This window comes from Sphingomonas sp. PP-CE-1G-424 (assembly GCF_004341085.1).
Lineage (GTDB): Bacteria > Pseudomonadota > Alphaproteobacteria > Sphingomonadales > Sphingomonadaceae > Sphingomonas.
Genome location: NZ_SLXW01000006.1, coordinates 115,584 through 133,154, shown reverse-complemented (window position 1 = coordinate 133,154; position 17,571 = coordinate 115,584). Strand labels below are relative to the sequence as shown.

Here is a 17,571-nt window from a genome sequence, read left to right as displayed (position 1 = left end):
GGAATCGTTCAATGGTCGCTTGCGCGACGAGTGTCTGAACGAACACCTGTTCCCCTCGCTGGCTGCGGCGAGACGGATCATCGAGGCATGGCGGACGGACTACAACACCGTGCGTCCGCACAGCAGTCTTGGCGGGATGGCACCCGCTGAGTTTACGAACCGCCCCCGCCAGGGGCATATGGACACCGAAGCTAAGTTATCAGCGGCCTGAAAACGGGGAGCAGGTCACTTATACTGAAATAGGCATGGAGACGACGTGGGTCCGGATCGTAACCCGCTCCGGACCATTGAACCAGTTGAATTGCTAACGTGCTTTTATGCTAGCGCCACGTCTGAAGTCGTCAGCAGGATCGGTGGCTCACCACCAAGGCGTTTAACAAATTCACGCTGGGCGATGCGGTGAATGTCGCTTTCGTACTCGATGAAAACCTCGACCGCAGTTTCTGGGTCAATTCCTTCTAGCGCCGGGTTCGGCATTTCGGCCAACGCTTCGCTGGTGATCAGAAACTCGACGGGACCAAACTCGGTCGTGCCGGTGAAGCCGATGCTATCACGCTCCGCCACCCAATATCCGTCACCGCGCTCGAACCGGACGCTGGATTTCACCATAGTAATTACTCCTCTACGGTTGGAGTGGACGGCAAATGCTCGGCTAGGGCTGCGATAGCTTCGCCAGTAAACGCCGTACTGGAAACCCCTTCGATCTGAACGGCATGATCCGTGGTCAATGTCGCCGCTTCCCTATGTTCAGGGTCCAGCCTGACCCAATCCCGCACGGCTCGCTCTAGGTTCGTCACTTCAGCGATATCGGTGTCACCGCGGGGCACGTTTTCCAACGACGCGCTCATTCGCCAGTTGATGTCCGGGGTCTTGGCGCTTTCGCCCCATGTCGCTTCTGTCATTGTCAGTCACCTTTCGGGGTTCAAAGGCTAGAATAGCACAGGTGATCGGGCATGGTCCGCGTCCGCTGTGACCAAGCCTTCAACCCGCATCAGCTGCGAGGGGTAGGGCGCAACCACGTCCTTCAGATCGTCCCAGGGGGCGGTCAGCCAACGGTTGTAATCCTCGTCGTGTAGGATGACCGGCATGGCCTTCGGGTGGATGGGGGCCACGATCGTGTTCAGCTCCGTCGTCAGAAAGCCGTAGGCGTTGCCACGCTGTGTCGGACGCCAGATGCCTGCAAAGGCGAAGACTGGGCGGCTGGGCACGTCAAACCAGTGCAGCGGCTTCTTGCCGTCTTCGCCGGGCGCCAACCCATATTCCGAAAAGGCGGTGACCGGGACCAGGCAGCGCCGCGCCGGTGTCGTCAGCATCGATCGCCAGAAACTGGAGTTCAGGTTCCGCACGTTCGTCACGTACTTGGTTAGCTTAACCGCGGGGTCGCGCGCGCTGGGGACCTGCGTTGGTACGCCCCATTCCATCCGCTCAAGCTTTCGCTCCGCGCCGTCTTGCACGATCACCTTGCCGTAGAACGGGGTCTTTTTGCCGGTCGGGAAGATGTCACCAACGGGGTATTCCTCGTCCTTCTCATAAGGAGGTCGGATACCGAAGGTGACTGCAAGGTCGACCTCTTTTGCGGTCATACGATACCGGTTGCACACGAGCCTGTTCCTCGGGTTGGCGCCGACGAGACCGCTCGCCGGCGCACACGTCTTACATCTTGTCCTTCAGCCCCTTGGCGGCTGTGAACGCAACCTTCTTGGAAGCCGCGATCTTGATCGCCTCACCTGTGCCGGGGTTACGGCCTTCGCGCTCCGGACGGTCTTTGACCGTGAACTTGCCGAACCCTGGAATCGAAACTTCCTCGCCCTTCACGGCTGCGGTTGCGATCTGGTCGAATACGGCGGTGATCGCCTTCTTTGCATCGGCCTCGTTCGAACCGGTCGCTTCGGCGACGCCCTTGGCCAGGTCACTGACGTTCATGCTATTCGTTCTCCATTGGAAACACCGGCGGGACCTTAGCCATGGCGAACGACGAGACAAAGACCGTACTGGACGACACGAGCGTCTCGGCTGTGCGGCTGATGCTGGATAAGCTCGCTGATCACGATGTAGCCGAAGTCTATAAAGCCACCTCAGGGCAGGGGCCGATAGCCGATCTTGCAGCCGAAGCTATGCGCGCCCGGAACATCGATCTCTAGCGGCTGGCAATGCGTTCGCGCGTAACGCGAGGATCTTCGTAGAGATCGCGAATGGCCCTTAGCCGAAAGACATTCCACCAGCGCTGCCAGCGATGCTCGGCCGCATCGTGGATCATATGGCAGCGCTGACATAGCGCCTTGAGGTTCGAAGCCGCGCTGTTGCCGGGATCATGATCGAGGTGCGCGCATGCCAGGACGACATAGGTCACCCGGATCGACGCGAACACGAACCCTGCTCTCATCGAAATACGCTTGCCCCGGTCAGACCGCCAGCACCGGACATCGGCATCCCACCAGCGACCGTCGCCGAGATGGACCACACGGCGCAGATGGGGGCGGCCGCATCCCTCACACCTAGCACCGGCGCGATCGAACCGGACCGTCTGCGACAGCTGCCGCCAGTCGATCGGGTAGAGCCAGCGGTTCTCGGGGCGGATTGGCATGACGATTCTATGAGTCACCGAACCGCCAAACAAAAGCGAATAATTCGCGATTTGTTGCCCCTTCGTATATTTTTCGTTCCCCTCCGTGCGCCGAGGGGAAGGCACGCCTCTTGCCCGGATCGGGACGATCAAAGCGCTTGCAATGTTGGAGATGGTAACGGAACATAAAGAGAACGAGTAGAGTCTTAGACCATGATGTCCCCCGCCCCCGAGTCCCTTGTAAGCAGCCTTGCCCACCTGCGGACGATCGCCACGCCGGTCACCGACTACCGCGTGCTGCCGTTCGGCGTAGCTGTGATCGACAGCAAGCTTGGGGCCGGGGGCTTGCGTGCTGGCGCGCTTCACGAGGCGACGGCGCGCAGTGCATCACTGGTGGATGATGCCGCAACGACGCTGTTCCTTGCCGGCATTGCCGCGCGCGAAGCTGCCAATGCCAGCGGTCCTGTTTTGTGGGCCACGTCCCGCACCGACCTATACGCACCGGCTTTGGCGCAGGCAGGCCTTTCCTCGTCTAATGTTATCTATGCTCAGCCCTATGATGATGCGGCGTTGCTCGCCGTAATCGAGGATGCAGTTCGCGACGGGACGCCATCGGCGATCATCGCGGAAGCCAGCAAGGTGTCGATGGTTGCAACCCGTCGTCTGCAGCTGGTGGCAGCGGAGGCCGACATGCCGGTACTGTTGCTGCGGCGTCGTCGCGGCCGTGACCAGGATCCTTTCTCCGAACCATCCGCTGCGTGGACGCGCTGGCGGATCGGCTCCGCGCCTTCGGCGCGGCTGGAGGTCGCGGGTGTAGGAAGAGCGAGATGGACGGTCGAACTGGCGCGGCAACGTGGCGGTGAGGGCTTTTCCCTAATTGTGGAGGGCAGCGATGAGACGGGTCGTCTCGCTGTTCCTGCCGAACTTAGCCATCGAGCGGCTGAGACGGTTGGAACGGCCCGCTATGCGGCCGCCTGAGCGGCCCGCCCTGCAACTGCCGGTCGACGACGATCCTGGTGCCTGTTCGGTGCCGCGGGGCGGCGGTTGGCGGCCTGGCGCCCGCTGGGCGAGAACCAGTGCGCAGTCGCGCGAAGAGGTTGAAGCGCAGATCGCGTCGCTTCCTGTCCACGCGAAGCCGCCAATGCGGGAGCTTGGCAGGCGATCGGAAGCGGCGAGCCACCCGTACAAGGCGCAGGCGCCTGCATTGCGGCTCGCCACGCCAGTTATGCCCCCGGTCCAGCACGCGCCGCTCGCTCTCGTTGGCAAGGTCGGCCGGCGCGAAGAGGTGGTCGCTGCCTGCCCCGGTGCGCAGGCGCTCGGCATCCATCCTGGTATGGCCGCCACCCACGCCCGCGCGCTGGTGTCCGACCTCGACTTCCGTCCGTCTGAGCCGGAAGCCGATGCAGCACTCCTCGATCGCCTCGCTCTGCTGGCGGTACGGCGCTGGTCGCCGATCGCGGCTGTCACCCCGGCTGATGGCCTTTGGATTGATCTCGCCGGCTGCGATCACCTCCATGGCGGAGAAGAGCGGTTCTGCCGTCGTCTGCTCGCCTTTTGCCGTCGTGCAGGCTTCACCGCGCGCGTCGCGGTCGCCGATACGCCGGGGGCCGCCCACGCGCTTGCCCGTTTTGGCAAAGCCGATCTTACTCGCGTCGAGCCGCACGGTACGGTCGAGGCGCTCAGCACATTGCCGATCGCCGCGTTGCGCCTGACGCCCACGGCGTTGAGCGCTGCACGCAAATTTGGTTTCGAGCGGATCGCGGATCTCCTGCCGGTCGCGCGAGGACCCCTCGCGCGCCGTCTCGGACTGCCGACCATCACACGCCTCGATCAGGCCCTTGGCGGTGTCGCAGAGCCTATCACGCCACGGGAGGACATCGAGGTCCCGGCGGTCGAACGACGGCTACTGGAGCCGATCAGCACGGCCGAGGCGATCGAACAGGTCATGGGTGACCTCTTGGGCGATCTTGTCGTGCTGCTGCAGACGAAAGGCGTTGGTGCACGCTCTCTCCGCCTGACGGGAATGCGCGTCGATGGCACCGAGCAAATCGTTGCGGTCGGCACATCCCGGCCGACACGGGAAGTCTCTCACCTCCTGCGGCTGCTGAAACTGCGGATCGAGCGCATCGATCCCGGCATGGGGCTCGAGCAGTTTCAAATGGTGGCGCCGCACATAGAGCCGCTCGACGCGGTTGATCTCGGCGCCGTCCTCGCAGGCGAGACGCTGGTGCGCGATCCAGCGCGCCTAGTCGACTTGATCGCCGGCAGGATCGGAATGCACTCGGTCTTCCGCATCGCTCCCGTCGAAAGCCATGTCCCGGAGCGGGCCGTGGTCCGATCCGATCCCAACGAGCTGCCGGGAACATGGCCGGAGTGGAAACGGCCGATCCGTCTCTTCGCGCATCCAGAGCCACTGCATCGCGTGATCGCCCTGATGCCTGACCAACCTCCGCGTCGCTTCGAGTGGCGCGGCACGACGTACAAGGTGGTTGGGGGCGACGGTCCCGAGCGCGTCCACGGTGAATGGTGGCGGCGCGACGCGGAAGTGTGGGCGGTGCGCGACTATTACAGCGTCGAGGACGAGACTGGCGGTCGCTACTGGGTATTTCGTCGTGGCGACGGTTTTGAGGACGACACCGGCGACCTGTCCTGGTGGATGCACGGGGTCTTCGGATGACCCACTATGTCGAGCTTCAGGTGCTGACGCACTTCTCGCTGCTCCGCGGGGCGTCCAGTCCGGACGAGCTGTTCGCGGCCGCTGCCGTGCTTGGCTACCCGGCGATCGGCGTCAGCGACATCGGCACGGTCGCCGGCGTTGTGCGCGCATGGGAAGCGCAGAAAGCCACTGGCATCCGCTCGATCGCGGGTACGCGCATCGATCTCTCATGCGGCCGTCGCTTGCTGCTTTACCCAACGGATCGTCCGGCCTGGTCGCGGATCACCCGATTGCTGACCGTCGGAAAAAAGCGGGCGGGAAAGGGCGGTTGCCTGCTGCACTGGCATGATCTGGAACCATGGTCTGAAGGCGTCGTCGCCATTCTGCTTCCGCAAGAGGCGGACGAAGAGAACCTTGCCGCCTTGGCCGACCTGAAGGCGATCTACGGGCGTCGCGGCTATATGGCGCTGTTCCAGCGGCGCCGACCAGGAGACGCAGTTCGGATCGATGCGCTCGCGCGGCAGGCTGGCGGTGCCGGCGTGCGCGCCGTTGTGACAGGCGATGTTCTCTACCACGCGCCCGAAGCGCGGCTGCTGCAGGACGTGGTCACGGCGGTGCGCGAGAAATGCACCGTCGACGAGCTTGGCTATCGCCGTGAGGTGAACGCCGATCGCGCGCTGAAATCGCCCGACGAGATGGTCCGGCGCTTCCGCGCCTATCCCGACGCGTTGCAGGCGAGCGTCGACATCGCGCGGATCTGCACCTTCAATCTTAGCGAGCTTCAGTATCAGTACCCGCATGAGAAGCTGATCGATGGCCTGACGGCCCAGGAAGCGCTCCAGCAGCTAGCGACAGAAGCGGTCGAGCGGATGTTCGATGACGACGTGCCGCAGGCCTATACCGACCAAATCACCCATGAAATGCGACTGATTGGTGAGCTTGGCTATGCGCCGTACTTCCTCACCGTCTACGCGATCGTGCGGGAAGCCCGCCGGCGCGGTATCCTGTGTCAGGGACGAGGATCGGCTGCCAACTCGTGCGTCTGCTTCGTGTTGGGCGTCACCTCGATCGATCCGATCAAGCATGAGCTGCTGTTCGAACGGTTCGTTTCAGGGGAGCGTCGTGAGCCGCCCGACATCGACGTCGACTTCGAGCATGAGCGCCGCGAAGAGATCATCCAGTGGATCTACGAGACCTACGGTCGCAACCACTCCGCGCTGACCGCCGTCGTGACGCGCTACCGCGCGCGCGGTGCGGTGCGTGACGTCGGCAAGGTGCTTGGCCTGCCGGAGGATCTTACCTCGTCACTGGCAGGGCTTGTCTGGGGCTGGTCGGCCGACGGCGTAGGCGAGAAGCAAGTCGAGGAGCTCAACCTCGACATTGGCGATCGACGGCTCCGTCTGACGCTCGAGCTTGCGCGAAAGCTGATCGGTGTGCCGCGGCACATGTCCCAGCACCCGGGCGGGTTCGTCCTGACCCATGATCGTCTCGATGACCTGGTGCCGATCGAACCAGCCGCGATGGAAGACCGGCAGATCATCGAGTGGGATAAGGACGACATCGATGCGCTGAAGTTTATGAAGGTCGACGTCCTCGGCCTGGGCATGCTCGGTTGCATGAACCGCGCCTTCAACATGCTCGAGGCGGACAAGGGGCTACGCGTCGGGCTGGCGGACCTGCAGGACGACGACCCGGACGTCTACGCCATGATTTCGAAGGCGGACACGCTCGGCACCTTCCAGATCGAGAGCCGCGCACAGATGTCGATGCTGCCACGGATGAAACCGCGGCGCTTCTACGACCTCGTGATCCAGGTGGCGATCGTCCGGCCAGGACCGATCCAAGGCGACATGGTCCATCCGTACCTTCGCCGGCGCGAGGGACTCGAGAAACCGGAATATCCCCGGCCAGAGCTGCGCGCGGTGCTCGAGAAGACGCTTGGTGTTCCTCTTTTCCAGGAACAAGCGATGAAGGTCGCGATCGTCGGTGCGGGCTTTACCGCGGCCGAGGCGGACCAGCTGCGCCGCGCCATGGCGACGTTCAAGTTCACGGGCGGGGTCTCGCACTTCAGCGAGAAGCTGATCGAGGGCATGGTCGAACGCGGCTACCCACGCGAGTTCGCCGAACGCACTTTCCGTCAGCTTGAGGGCTTCGGCAGCTACGGCTTCCCTGAGAGCCACGCCGCTTCCTTCGCCAAGATTTCCTACGCGTCATCGTGGATGAAGCATCATCATCCCGACGTGTTCTGCGCCGCGCTGATGAACGCGCAGCCGATGGGTTTTTACGCGCCGGCGCAAATCGTGCGCGATGCGCGCGACCACGGCGTCGAGGTCCGGCCGCCATGTGTCAATGCGAGCCGCTGGGACTGCACGCTAGAGAAGACAGGCGGGCGCTACCTTGCCGTGCGGCTCGGTCTTCGCCAAATTCGCGGCCTGTCGAACGCTGATGGCGCGAAGATCGTTGGCGCGCGTACGATCACACCTTTCGAGAGCGTCGAGGACGTCTGGCGACGGTCTGGCGTGCAGCGCGCGGCGATCGAAAAGCTGGCTGACGGGGATGCTTTCCACGGCTTCAGCGTCGATCGTAGGCAAGGCCTTTGGAAGGTGAGGGGGCTCGGCGAGGCTCCGCTGCCGCTTTTCGCGGCAGCTGATCGATCGGCCGAGACCTTCAGCGCGGAAGGTCTTGAGCCAGACGTGGCACTGCGGCCGCTGACCGATGGCCGAGAGGTGATCGAGGATTACCGGGCGCTGCAGCTCTCGCTTCGCGCGCATCCGCTGACGTTCGTGCGCGACGAGTTGACGCGGCGCGGCGTTACCAAATGCGCTGACCTCGCCAACATCCGGGATGGCCGATACGTCGAGGTCGCCGGCATCGTCCTCGTCCGACAGAAGCCTGGCTCCGCCAAAGGCGTGCTGTTCATAACAATCGAAGACGAAACTGGGATCGCCAATGGGATCCTCTGGCCCGATCGTTTCGAGGCACAACGCCGAACGATCATGTCGGCATCGATGGTCGGCATGAAGGGGCAGGTCCAGAAGGAAGGCGAGATCATCCATGTAATCTGCAGCCGGATCGTCGACCACGGCGACCTCCTCCACCGCGTTGGCGACATGTCGTTTCCGCACCGGACCGGGCGAGGCGATGCTGCGCAACATCCGGGCTCACCCGACCGTGGCGACAAGGGATGGAAGCCTGAGGCACGCAACCAATACTGGCCACCCCATGCGGACGGCATGGATCCGGAGGAGGTCGTTCGGTTCAAGTCGCACGACTTCCACTGATCCTATGTCGAAGCTGCCGAGGCATCAGCGCGTCGTAATCGCGCTGTCCGTACATATTCTGCGCTGTGGCGTGTCGCGCTGTTCTGAAGCCCGCGTTGACGTGCCTGAGATCCGCTTGGCACTCCGCTGCCTGCTGCCGCATTGCCCCGAGAAATGGCCGCTCGCTCTATACTGGGACTCGGGATCGCAGACGAACGAGATCGGACGCGCCCAGGGTGTCACCGCGGCGTTTAACGGTATTGTCCGCCAGCTGCGCCGCGCAGGCTGTTATGAGGAGGTGTTTGAACCGTGAGTATGAGACTACCGCGAGCGGCCGTTGCTCGCGTTCCGGAAGGCACGCGGATCGTCAGCGTTGAGCGAATGTCGCGGGCGTTTACCAAATACCATCTTGATGACGGACGCACACTGCACCGGTTCAATATGGAAGAGCCGCACGCGACGCCGCATGATCATCCCTGGAGTTTCGACACCGAGATCCTCGATGGTGGCTATGTCGAAGAAGTGTTCCACCTGGATCCTAACGGCGGTTGGCACAGCGAACTCGTTCGCCGGCTTCCCGGCGAAACCTATCATGTCGACGCCGGACACATTCACCGCATCGTCGAGCTGCCAACAGGCGAATGCTGGACGCTCGCTCGTGCAGGTCCCCACACGCGGGAAACCCGGTTCTGGCGGTTCGGAGACGCGGTACAGTCCCGGGCCTGGCATGAGCGACGATGGACGCGCTTGGGATAAGCCGTCACAGCGAGAGCCAGTCCGCCCCGACTTTCAAGACGACGTTGGCCGGGGAAGGGCGTCGAGCGCTGCAGATACCTGCAGGCGCAGATCATCGTCCCGGGAAATTTCTAGCATCGCGCTAAGACTGCTGCGGGCGCCGGCTACATCGCCTGCGACCAGCTGAAGTCTGGCTCGCTCCCACCAACCATGGGCGTGCGCCGGCGCCACGATCGTCATACGGTCGTACAGGACCAGCGCGCGTGCGGGATCCCCGGCCTGCTCGGCACGGGTCGCCTGGTTGAGCAGCAGGCGGACGAGCGCTGATCGGTTCGACAGGGGAAGCATCCCGTCGGAAAACCGGGCCTGGCCTGTCATCTGCTCCAACAAGGCTTCCACCTGTGCAGGGGCAACGATACGACCATCGTTGAAGGGATCGATGATCAGCGCATCCGATGCGTCGCCAAGGCGCACCAGGACGTGGCCGGGGGTATTGAGAGGCATCGCCGACCATCCGAGACGGCGTGCCATTGCCACATAGATGATCGACAGACTGATCGGCAGGCCGAGCCGTCGATCGACGACGGCGATTAGGTCCGCATTCTGCGGATCGTCGTAGTGCGTACGGTCGCCGGAAAACCCGAACTCTTCAACCATCACGCTGCTCAGGGCCTGGGCCTGAGCGACGCTGTTCACTGCGTCGCCATCAGCAGCGCGCAGAGCTATTTCCATGTCAGTAAGCTCGTCGAGATATTCATCGAGATCGATACCGGGGTGATCGAGCGCTGCGAGTTCCAGGGCGGCCAAATCGAGTTCGATTTCCCCGTCTTCCATCAGCCCGAGATGAAGAATGCTATTGGTCATGAGCCGTTAGATGGGGGCTGCTTCGATCGTTCCTATGGCAACGCAAGGCTAGGCGGCCGGCGTACGCCGCGTCACGTGCGATCCCAAAATGCTGGTGCGCCGATCCACCCGAAAGCCATCATCACGATTCTGGATCCGGCAGACATCGATACCTGGCTGCGCGGATCGTATGACGATATCGTCTGTCTGCACAAACTCTATGACCCTGCAAGATGACCGTCTGAGAGCCTGTCTTCGCAACCCGCAGCAAGGAACGGTAGCGTTCGGCCATCCTCGGCGAGCAAACACGACTGCGCCGAACGATCCATTGTGTCCGCTACGCGTTGTGCGACCGTAACAGGGAGCCGAAATGATGACGCAGGACGACGAACGCTGGATGCGCGAAGCCATTGCGATCGCCCGATCGAAGGGCTCCGATCCTTCGACCTCGCCGCTTGGGTGTGTGATTGTTCTCGACGGCAAGGTTATCGCAGGCGAGCGCAACCAGACGAAGGAATTGCCGGACGCGACAGCGCATGCGGAGATGATGGCAATCCGACGGGCGTGTGAAAGCACGGGGGAATTGGAACTGCGCGGTGCGACGCTCTACTCCACGCTGCAGCCCTGCGGCATGTGCACGATGGCGTCGATCTGGTCCAAGGTCGGCCGCGTCGTTTACGGGGCGGGCCGCGATGATGTCCACGAGATGTATTTCGAAGCGCAGCACGTCGACACGCTCGCGTTCATCGGCGACGCCTACCGCGACGACATCGTCATCGAGGGAGGGTGCCTTCGCGACGACTGCGCCAAGCTCTATTATGGTCCCGACGCAAAGCTGCCAGTCGACGAGCAGGCAAATCTATAGCCCGCTGAGGCGGCGCGAAACCGAGCGAAACTTACCCTGGAGTCGGTGCGTTGCGGCGGTGCCGGAGCAGTTTGCTTCGCGGCTATCCGCTCAGCGAGGACACTATCATGGGCCTGTTTTCCAAAGACATCGTGACGTTCGACGACCTGTTCCTGCATCAGCTGCAGGACGTTTATTACGCGGAAAACCAGATCACCAAGGCCTTGCCGAAGATGGTCGACAAAGCGACAGCACCAGCCCTGAAGCAAGGTTTCGAAACCCACCTGCGTGAGACGGAAGGGCAGATCACACGCCTCGAGAGCATCTTTGACCTGCTCGGCGAGAAGGCAAAGGCAGTGACCTGTCCGGCGATCGACGGTATCATCAAGGAAGCCAACGAAGTCGCTGGCGAGATCGAGGACAAGGCCGTGCTCGACGCTGCGCTGATCGCGTCGGCACAGGCAGTCGAGCATTACGAGATCACGCGGTACGGTACGCTGATCGCCTGGGCGAACCAGCTCGGCCGCGCCGATATCGCAGCGATCCTGAAAGAGACGCTCGACGAGGAATATGCGACCGACGACAAGCTGACGGCGATGGCAACGTCGAGCGTGAACGCAAAGGCGGAAGCAGTTACCGCATAAGCGTTTCAGTGTCGGGGGGCCGATGCCCCCCGACCAGTTTCCAGCTTTTCATGAAAGGCACGTTCGATGGCCGACGATATCGCATTCACGCTTCCCGAAGCCTTGCGTGCGCAAAAGCACATGCGCGATGCGCTAGGCCTGGGCGAGGAACGGTTCCCGGTGCCCGCCTTCATCAACATGGTAAGCGACGAGATCGAGCAGCTGCGCGACGCTGGCAGGACCGATGGCGAAATCGCTGCTCTTGTCAAAGAATCGAGCGGTCATGCGCTCACCGAAGCGGATATAGCGCGCTACTACACGCCGGTCGAAGACCGGCACTCCAACGAGCATTGAAACCGCCCTACCAGGCCAGCGATTACGTCCCTTGTCAGGGGCAGGGGGCACAGGTTTGCTGTTCTGATCAGGACCACCGATCCTCGCGTCGGAGTAGCAGGAACAGGTGGCGACTGGGGGGCTTTATAACTGAAAGCCGTCTGGAGTGATCTGATGTTCAAAGATGCCGTGATCAAATCGATTGAGCTAAACGGTCTGCCCAGTTCGGTTGGCGTTGCTCCGTTGCCAAGTCGGCAGGAACGACGTCGCGAGGCAGCAAAGGCAAAACGACTGGCTCCCAAACACTGTGCGTGCTGCGCCCCGGACCAGAACTGATGGTCGCAGACCGGCCTTCGCCAATGGAAGCCAAGCTCGTAAATGAGCTGCCGGTCGAACCGGGCTGGCAATATGAGCCCAAATGGGACGGTTTCAGAGCGCTGGTCTTCCGTGATGGCGAGGCCGTCGACCTCCTTTCTAAATCGGGAAAACCGCTCGGTCGCTACTTTCCCGAGATAGTCGCGCTTGTCGTATCGGTCCCGCAGGAGCGTTTCGTGCTCGACGGCGAGATCATCCTACCCATTGCGGACATCCTCTCGTTCGATGCGCTTCAGGCACGGCTGCATCCGGCGCAAAGCCGGATAGATCGCTTGGCGAAAGAGACGCCTGCGCAGCTGATGCTGTTCGATTGCCTCGGCGTCAATGATGCCGACCTAATTAATGCGCCGCTCTCGGCTCGCCGGAAAGCGTTGGAGTCGTTCCATTCGCGACATGCCCGCGCTGGTCTCCTGCTGTCGCCCTGTAGCGACGAGATCGACGACGCTGCGGCCTGGCTGGCGACTAGCGGCGGGGCGCTGGACGGCGTCGTCGCGAAACGGCTGAACGAGCCTTACCGTGGCGGGGAACGCGCCATGCTGAAGGTGAAGCAACATCGCAGCGCGGATTGCGTCGTAGGCGGCTTCAGACGGGTGAAGGAGGGGAGCGAGGTAGCATCGCTTCTGCTCGGGCTTTACGACGATAGCGGCAAGCTCAACCATGTCGGCTTCACCTCGGGTATAGCCGCGGCCGACCGCGCGGCGCTTATCGCAAAGCTCGAGCCGTTGATCGAAGCACCGGGCTTCACGGGTAAAGCTCCCGGCGGTCCCAGTCGCTGGAACGATGGTCGTGAGAGCGAGTGGGTCCCCTTGCGGCCAGAACTCGTCGTCGAAGTCCTGTACGATCAGGTGACCGGGAACCGGTTCCGGCACGGTACGCGCATCCTGCGCTGGCGTCCCGACAAGGCACCTGAGGCGTGCACGATGGATCAGCTGGAGCATGAGCTTCGCCCTGCTGAACTGGGTATAGCGTCATGACCGGTTCCTCCTCCAGCGATGCCCTGGCGAAATACCGGGAGAAGCGGCATTTCGCCAGAACCGCCGAGCCTGAGGGCCGGATCGCCAAAGCAGGGGGCAACCGCTTTGTCGTTCAGAAGCACGCCGCGTCCCGACTGCACTATGACTTGCGTCTCGAACTCGACGGCGTTCTCAAGAGCTGGGCCGTTACGCGAGGACCCAGCATCAATCCCGACGACAAACGTCTTGCGGTTCGCACCGAAGACCACCCCGTCGAGTACGCCGCGTTCGAAGGCACGATCCCGAAGTCGGAATATGGCGGCGGGACGATGATGCTATGGGACACGGGAACGTGGGAACCGCTCGCTGGCAAGGACCCGAGCAAGACGCTGCCTGAGGGGCATCTCCACTTCTTCCTGCATGGGCACCGCCTGAGGGGCGAATGGATGCTGTTCAGGCTAAAGCCGCGCGGAAAGGAGAAGGGCGAAAACTGGATCCTGCGCAAGGTTACCGACGATCAGATCGGCGGATCGGAGGATCTTGTCGGAACATACCTCACCGGGGTCATCAGCGGCCTGACTATGGAAGAGATTGCCGCAGGCAAGCGAGGCAAGTCGGGTGCGTCGGCAACGCCTGCCGCAAAGTCTGCGACGAACGCTGCAAAATCTCGAGCGACAAGTGGGAAGAAGGCAGGCTCGCCCCCGCCGTTCCAACCTGTCCAGCTCGCGATGCTTGTCGATCATGTGCCGGCCGGCAACGCCTGGCTGCACGAAATGAAGTATGACGGGTATCGAACACTGGTGGCGGTCGGCGGGGGGACGGGCAGGGCCTACACGCGGTCCGGGTTGGACTGGACGGACAAGTTCGCCGGCATCGTCGCTGACGCCGCAAAACTGGATGCGTCGTCTGCTCTCATCGATGGTGAGGCAGTGGTCGTCGACGCGGCGGGCAAGACCGACTTCCAGGCGTTGCAGGCTGCGCTCAAAGGAAACCCGGACGCGATCCTTTACTACGCGTTTGACCTGCTGGCGCTCGACGGTGAGGATCTGACCGGACTACCGCTATCGAAGCGCAAGGCGAAGCTTGCGACCCTGCTCGGGGGTGGCACTGACCGAATCCGCTACTCGGATCATATCGCCGGCCGCGGCGAGGAGCTGTTCGACACGTTTTGTGCCGAAGGCCTCGAGGGAGTCATCTCGAAGCGCGCGGACGCGCGCTTTGTCGGCTCGCGGTCCGGCAGCTGGCTGAAGGCGAAGTGTATCCAGAGACAGGAGTTCGTCATCGTCGGCTGGTTGCCGTCCGACAAGCAGCGAGGGTTCAAGTCGCTCCTCTTGGGCGTCAACGAGGACGGTCATCTCCGCTATGCCGGCAAGGTCGGAACAGGGTATACGGGCGAGGAGATCGACAAGCTGATGGATCTGATGACGCCGCTGGCCGTCACGAAGCCGACCGTCACCGCACCACGCGCAGCCGTACGCGGCGCACGCTGGATCAAGCCGCAGCTGGTGGCCGAAGTGGCGTTCATGGAAGTGACGAGCGACGGGGTATTGCGCCATTCCAGCTACCTTGGCTTGCGCCAGGACAAGAGACCCGAGGCGGTCGTCGTCGAGAAGCCTGCGCCCGTTGCCAAGCTCGAGGCACCCGAGCCGTCCGTCGTCCGAGTGACGAACCGGGAACGGGTAATCTTTCCGGAGTCCGCAATCACCAAAGGCCAGCTCGCCGACTATTACCAGGCTGTGTCCGGCATCATGCTGCCTTGGTGCGGAAGTCGCCCGATAAGCTTGGTCCGCTGTCCGCAGGGCCGAGGGAAGAAGTGCTTTTTCCAAAAGCATGACGCCGGCAGCTTCGGCGATCATGTCCACCATGTCAGGATCGCCGAGAAGGACGGACATGACGAACCCTATCTGTTCGTTGACGATGCCGAGGGTCTCGTCACCTGCGTTCAGATGGGGACGATCGAGTTCCACGGCTGGGGTGCGCGGATCGAAGACGTCGAGAAGGCCGACCGGCTGGTGTTCGATCTCGATCCCGATGAAGGCCTCGATTTCAAGGATGTCATTTCCGCGGCCCTTCATGTCCGCGACGTGCTGGCCCAGATGGGCCTTGAGACCTTTCCAATGGTGACGGGCGGAAAGGGTGTCCACGTCATCGCGCCGCTGACACCGAAAGCCGAGTGGCCGGCTGTGAAGGATTTCGCACATCGCTTGGCACTCGTCCTGGCCCAGTCAGAACCCGATCGATTTACCGCAGCCCTCGCCAAGGCCAAGCGAACCGGACGCATCTTCATCGACTATTTGCGCAATCAGCGGGGGGCAACGGCAGTCATGCCGTATAGTGCTCGTGCTCGCGAGGGCGCGCCCGTTGCCGTCCCCATCACGTGGAAGGAGTTGGAGAAACTCGACCTCGCATCGGGCTGGCACATCGGCGATGCGGCCGCGTTGTTGAAACGCGCAGCGTCAAAGGATCTGGTCGGTTGGGGACGCGCTGACCAGATTTTGCCAGACCTATGATCTCCTCTGTTCGGCTGGTGCCGCGATGAAGATCGCAACCTACAATGTGAATGGCATCAACGGTCGCCTGCCGGTGCTTCTGCGCTGGTTGGATGAAGCTCAGCCCGATGTCGTCTGTCTGCAGGAACTGAAGGCGCCGGACGAGAAGTTCCCTTTGAGCGCGATCGAGGCGGCTGGCTATGGCGCGATCTGGCAGGGTCAGAAGAGCTGGAACGGCGTCGCCATTCTCGCTCGTGGCGCAGAGCCCGTCGAAACCCGACGGGGGTTGCCTGGCGACCCGGACGACGTTCAGAGCCGCTATCTTGAAGCGGCCGTAGGCGGCATCTTGATTGCGGGGTTCTATCTGCCCAATGGCAATCCGCGGCCGGGTCCGAAGTTCGACTACAAGCTCGCCTGGATGGAGCGCTTGATCGCCCATGCGGCCACGCTGTTCGGCACCGATGCGCCGGTCGTGTTGGCAGGCGATTACAATGTGATGCCGACCGAGATTGACGTCTACAAGCCGGAGCGGTGGATTAAAGACGCGCTGTTTGCACCAGAAGTCCGAGCCGCGTTCTTTCGTTTGATCGATCAAGGTTGGCTGGATGCGCTGCGGGCAAAGCACCCGGACGAAACGATCTACACGTTCTGGGATTACTTTCGGAACGCGTATGGGCGCAACGCCGGGCTTAGGCTCGATCATCTTCTCCTGAACGCCCCCGCTGCCACGCGGCTGGCGGATGCGCAGGTTGATCATCATGTCAGGGGTTGGGAGAAGACCAGCGACCATGCCCCTGTCTGGATCAAACTGAAGGCCGCCCGACGGAAGCGTTCCGCAACCTGATTGTCGGGCCGATGCACGCTATTGTCACACTGTGAACTTCAAATGCGTCGGCTTGGACAGCCTATCCAACGCCCCTTAAACCTGCAGGCTGAGATCCTCATCCCGCGTGATCTCGAGCATCGTGCTCAGGCTATTGCAACGCGCCGGTGACGTCTGCTCATTTCGACGGTGACGCGGCTGCACCTTGCCTGTGGTCAGGCGCTACCGCGCTGACCCTTCACCTTACCAGCAGCAGCATCGAGCTTCTCGCGGTCGTTCCCGACCTCGGCAATTAGGTCACGCGCCTGCTGCGCGCCCAATCCATGCTTCTGGGCGAAATACTCGACCTCGTAAGGTTCGCTACCCGAAACACGGCTGCGATCACGGCCGTCGGTCTTGCTCTTGTCGTCTGCCACTGCGTGTCTCCAATACGTTCTGATGCGAAAACGCTTGGCCCGCCGAGCGTTTCCTGCAGACGACGCATAATTTCACTGCCTGAGTTGGCTTCGGCATTCAGGCTGGGTCGCCCATCAGTGCTACTGAGTGACAGCTATCGAAGCGCCGATACGGAAATGTACGGTGCAGCAGATCGCTTAGTCAAATGATGCGCTCTCGTTATCAAGGCGGCGCGATCGGCAATGATGCGACAGTTTGGGATCATCCGCGCGGGATCGCGATGAGCACGATCGCCAACGACATCACGAAGAACGAGAGCCAAATCGCAATCTGGCCAAAGATGTGCAGCACAAGGTTCATCCAGGAGTAGCGTCGACGAAGGAGGACCGCGCTCCCGACGGCGACAGAGAACGCAATCGTCGTTGGCATCGTAATGGAAGGCGACCGGGACAGGAGGGAAGCTTCAGCAAGCGGAGCGAGCCCGACCGTCATAACAAGCAACCAGGAGAACCCAAAAATTAGAGTACCAGACATATCACCCAGCGTCGGCGGACGGTGCTGAACAGACTTGAAAACCTTATGTTCTCGCGTTGCCATGATGTTTATCTCACTGTATCCTAGACGGCGAGGTGAGCTATGATTGATCCAGGACAGCCAATAATGTTCGACAGTGACTCG

The 17,571-nt window shown here is 62.1% G+C and carries 22 protein-coding genes; 14 read left to right on the top strand and 8 right to left on the bottom strand.

Going from position 1 to position 17,571, the window contains the following annotated elements; translation table 11 throughout:
- On the top strand, positions 1-211 hold a 211-nt coding region (locus C8J43_RS17950; RefSeq protein ID WP_243645666.1), incomplete at its 5' end, for a transposase.
- Positions 212-315: 104 nt separating this feature from the next.
- On the opposite strand, the gene C8J43_RS17945 is transcribed toward C8J43_RS17950, so the two are convergent.
- Genes C8J43_RS17945 through C8J43_RS17930 form a run of 4 tightly spaced genes read right to left on the bottom strand, consistent with a single transcriptional unit; the run spans position 316 to position 1,923 of the window.
- A complete protein-coding gene (locus C8J43_RS17945) occupies positions 316-609 on the bottom strand; it encodes a DUF1488 family protein (protein ID WP_133032074.1) in 294 nt (97 codons plus the stop codon).
- Between the two features lie 5 nt (positions 610-614).
- On the bottom strand, positions 615-902 hold the full coding sequence (locus C8J43_RS17940; protein WP_133032073.1) for a hypothetical protein: 288 nt from the start codon (positions 900-902) through the stop codon (positions 615-617).
- A gap of 27 nt (positions 903-929) precedes the next feature.
- Positions 930-1,601, bottom strand: coding sequence for an SOS response-associated peptidase family protein (locus tag C8J43_RS17935; RefSeq protein ID WP_279388845.1), 672 nt, complete (start codon positions 1,599-1,601; stop codon positions 930-932).
- 52 nt (positions 1,602-1,653) lie between these two features.
- Positions 1,654-1,923 (bottom strand): HU family DNA-binding protein, encoded by a 270-nt coding sequence (locus C8J43_RS17930; protein WP_133032071.1) that lies wholly within the window; start codon positions 1,921-1,923, stop codon positions 1,654-1,656.
- Between the two features lie 41 nt (positions 1,924-1,964).
- Here C8J43_RS17930 and C8J43_RS21990 point away from each other — a divergent pair, with 41 nt between their 5' ends.
- Positions 1,965-2,141 carry a hypothetical protein gene (locus C8J43_RS21990; protein WP_165899673.1) on the top strand — a complete coding sequence of 59 codons (177 nt, stop codon included), beginning with the start codon at positions 1,965-1,967 and terminating at the stop codon, positions 2,139-2,141.
- Here the strand turns inward: C8J43_RS21990 and C8J43_RS17925 are convergent.
- A complete protein-coding gene (locus tag C8J43_RS17925) occupies positions 2,138-2,584 on the bottom strand; it encodes a hypothetical protein (protein WP_133032070.1) in 447 nt (148 codons plus the stop codon). The genes C8J43_RS21990 and C8J43_RS17925 overlap by 4 nt on opposite strands.
- 195 nt (positions 2,585-2,779) lie before the next feature.
- Between C8J43_RS17925 and C8J43_RS17920 the strand changes: the two genes are divergently transcribed.
- The 5 genes from C8J43_RS17920 (at position 2,780) to C8J43_RS17900 (ending at position 9,235) form a co-directional block, all read left to right on the top strand.
- Positions 2,780-3,541, top strand: a complete 762-nt coding sequence (locus tag C8J43_RS17920; RefSeq protein ID WP_207893447.1) for a protein ImuA — start codon at positions 2,780-2,782, stop codon at positions 3,539-3,541.
- Positions 3,542-3,788: 247 nt separating this feature from the next.
- Positions 3,789-5,240: a DNA polymerase Y family protein gene (locus C8J43_RS17915; RefSeq protein WP_243645669.1), complete on the top strand. Its 1,452-nt coding sequence runs from the start codon at positions 3,789-3,791 to the stop codon at positions 5,238-5,240.
- On the top strand, positions 5,237-8,500 hold the full coding sequence (locus C8J43_RS17910; RefSeq protein ID WP_133032069.1) for an error-prone DNA polymerase: 3,264 nt from the start codon (positions 5,237-5,239) through the stop codon (positions 8,498-8,500). The genes C8J43_RS17915 and C8J43_RS17910 overlap by 4 nt, the downstream gene beginning before the upstream one ends.
- A 4-nt stretch (positions 8,501-8,504) precedes the next feature.
- Positions 8,505-8,792: a hypothetical protein gene (locus C8J43_RS17905; RefSeq protein ID WP_133032068.1), complete on the top strand. Its 288-nt coding sequence runs from the start codon at positions 8,505-8,507 to the stop codon at positions 8,790-8,792.
- Between the two features lie 68 nt (positions 8,793-8,860).
- On the top strand, positions 8,861-9,235 hold the full coding sequence (locus C8J43_RS17900; RefSeq protein WP_133032067.1) for a hypothetical protein: 375 nt from the start codon (positions 8,861-8,863) through the stop codon (positions 9,233-9,235).
- A gap of 33 nt (positions 9,236-9,268) precedes the next feature.
- On the opposite strand, the gene C8J43_RS17895 is transcribed toward C8J43_RS17900, so the two are convergent.
- On the bottom strand, positions 9,269-10,078 hold the full coding sequence (locus C8J43_RS17895) for a transglutaminase-like domain-containing protein (RefSeq protein ID WP_133032066.1): 810 nt from the start codon (positions 10,076-10,078) through the stop codon (positions 9,269-9,271).
- Here C8J43_RS17895 and C8J43_RS22620 point away from each other — a divergent pair.
- The 7 genes from C8J43_RS22620 to xth all read left to right on the top strand — a co-directional run bounded on the left by C8J43_RS22620 (position 10,058) and on the right by xth (position 16,518).
- Positions 10,058-10,294 (top strand): hypothetical protein, encoded by a 237-nt coding sequence (locus tag C8J43_RS22620; protein ID WP_347812519.1) that lies wholly within the window; start codon positions 10,058-10,060, stop codon positions 10,292-10,294. The genes C8J43_RS17895 and C8J43_RS22620 overlap by 21 nt on opposite strands.
- A 133-nt stretch (positions 10,295-10,427) precedes the next feature.
- The gene (locus tag C8J43_RS17885) at positions 10,428-10,922 is read left to right on the top strand and encodes a nucleoside deaminase (RefSeq protein WP_133032065.1); all 495 of its coding nucleotides are present in this window, start codon (positions 10,428-10,430) and stop codon (positions 10,920-10,922) included.
- 107 nt (positions 10,923-11,029) lie between these two features.
- On the top strand, positions 11,030-11,545 hold the full coding sequence (locus tag C8J43_RS17880) for a ferritin-like domain-containing protein (RefSeq protein WP_056415662.1): 516 nt from the start codon (positions 11,030-11,032) through the stop codon (positions 11,543-11,545).
- A gap of 66 nt (positions 11,546-11,611) precedes the next feature.
- The gene (locus C8J43_RS17875; protein WP_107955982.1) at positions 11,612-11,878 is read left to right on the top strand and encodes a hypothetical protein; all 267 of its coding nucleotides are present in this window, start codon (positions 11,612-11,614) and stop codon (positions 11,876-11,878) included.
- 290 nt (positions 11,879-12,168) lie between these two features.
- Positions 12,169-13,206, top strand: coding sequence for an ATP-dependent DNA ligase (locus C8J43_RS17870; protein ID WP_243645665.1), 1,038 nt, complete (start codon positions 12,169-12,171; stop codon positions 13,204-13,206).
- Entirely contained in the window at positions 13,203-15,695 is a 2,493-nt protein-coding gene (gene ligD, locus C8J43_RS17865) for a DNA ligase D (protein WP_133032064.1), read from the top strand. The genes C8J43_RS17870 and ligD overlap by 4 nt, the downstream gene beginning before the upstream one ends.
- Before the next feature lie 25 nt (positions 15,696-15,720).
- Positions 15,721-16,518, top strand: coding sequence for an exodeoxyribonuclease III (gene xth, locus C8J43_RS17860; protein ID WP_133032063.1), 798 nt, complete (start codon positions 15,721-15,723; stop codon positions 16,516-16,518).
- 194 nt (positions 16,519-16,712) lie between these two features.
- Here the strand turns inward: xth and C8J43_RS17855 are convergent, their stop codons facing one another.
- Positions 16,713-16,913, bottom strand: coding sequence for a DUF3606 domain-containing protein (locus C8J43_RS17855; protein WP_133032062.1), 201 nt, complete (start codon positions 16,911-16,913; stop codon positions 16,713-16,715).
- 241 nt (positions 16,914-17,154) lie between these two features.
- Positions 17,155-17,490, bottom strand: a complete 336-nt coding sequence (locus C8J43_RS17850) for a hypothetical protein (protein ID WP_243645664.1) — start codon at positions 17,488-17,490, stop codon at positions 17,155-17,157.
- Between the last annotated feature and the right edge of the window lie 81 nt (positions 17,491-17,571).

Bases quoted from the DNA above. Each gene is read 5' to 3' on its own strand.
- C8J43_RS17885 (WP_133032065.1), top strand. From the start codon at position 10,428: ATGATGACGCAGGACGACGAACGCTGGATGCGCGAAGCCATTGCGATC.
- C8J43_RS17900 (WP_133032067.1), top strand. From the start codon at position 8,861: ATGTCGCGGGCGTTTACCAAATACCATCTTGATGACGGACGCACACTG.
- C8J43_RS17945 (WP_133032074.1), bottom strand. From the start codon at position 609: ATGGTGAAATCCAGCGTCCGGTTCGAGCGCGGTGACGGATATTGGGTG.
- ligD (WP_133032064.1), top strand. From the start codon at position 13,203: ATGACCGGTTCCTCCTCCAGCGATGCCCTGGCGAAATACCGGGAGAAG.
- C8J43_RS17905 (WP_133032068.1), top strand. From the start codon at position 8,505: ATGTCGAAGCTGCCGAGGCATCAGCGCGTCGTAATCGCGCTGTCCGTA.
- C8J43_RS17880 (WP_056415662.1), top strand. From the start codon at position 11,030: ATGGGCCTGTTTTCCAAAGACATCGTGACGTTCGACGACCTGTTCCTG.
- C8J43_RS17915 (WP_243645669.1), top strand. From the start codon at position 3,789: ATGCCCCCGGTCCAGCACGCGCCGCTCGCTCTCGTTGGCAAGGTCGGC.
- C8J43_RS17850 (WP_243645664.1), bottom strand. From the start codon at position 17,490: ATGGCAACGCGAGAACATAAGGTTTTCAAGTCTGTTCAGCACCGTCCG.
- C8J43_RS17875 (WP_107955982.1), top strand. From the start codon at position 11,612: ATGGCCGACGATATCGCATTCACGCTTCCCGAAGCCTTGCGTGCGCAA.
- C8J43_RS17930 (WP_133032071.1), bottom strand. From the start codon at position 1,923: ATGAACGTCAGTGACCTGGCCAAGGGCGTCGCCGAAGCGACCGGTTCG.
- C8J43_RS17925 (WP_133032070.1), bottom strand. From the start codon at position 2,584: ATGCCAATCCGCCCCGAGAACCGCTGGCTCTACCCGATCGACTGGCGG.
- C8J43_RS17920 (WP_207893447.1), top strand. From the start codon at position 2,780: ATGTCCCCCGCCCCCGAGTCCCTTGTAAGCAGCCTTGCCCACCTGCGG.
- C8J43_RS21990 (WP_165899673.1), top strand. From the start codon at position 1,965: ATGGCGAACGACGAGACAAAGACCGTACTGGACGACACGAGCGTCTCG.
- xth (WP_133032063.1), top strand. From the start codon at position 15,721: ATGAAGATCGCAACCTACAATGTGAATGGCATCAACGGTCGCCTGCCG.
- C8J43_RS17910 (WP_133032069.1), top strand. From the start codon at position 5,237: ATGACCCACTATGTCGAGCTTCAGGTGCTGACGCACTTCTCGCTGCTC.
- C8J43_RS22620 (WP_347812519.1), top strand. From the start codon at position 10,058: ATGAAGAATGCTATTGGTCATGAGCCGTTAGATGGGGGCTGCTTCGAT.
- C8J43_RS17895 (WP_133032066.1), bottom strand. From the start codon at position 10,078: ATGACCAATAGCATTCTTCATCTCGGGCTGATGGAAGACGGGGAAATC.
- C8J43_RS17940 (WP_133032073.1), bottom strand. From the start codon at position 902: ATGACAGAAGCGACATGGGGCGAAAGCGCCAAGACCCCGGACATCAAC.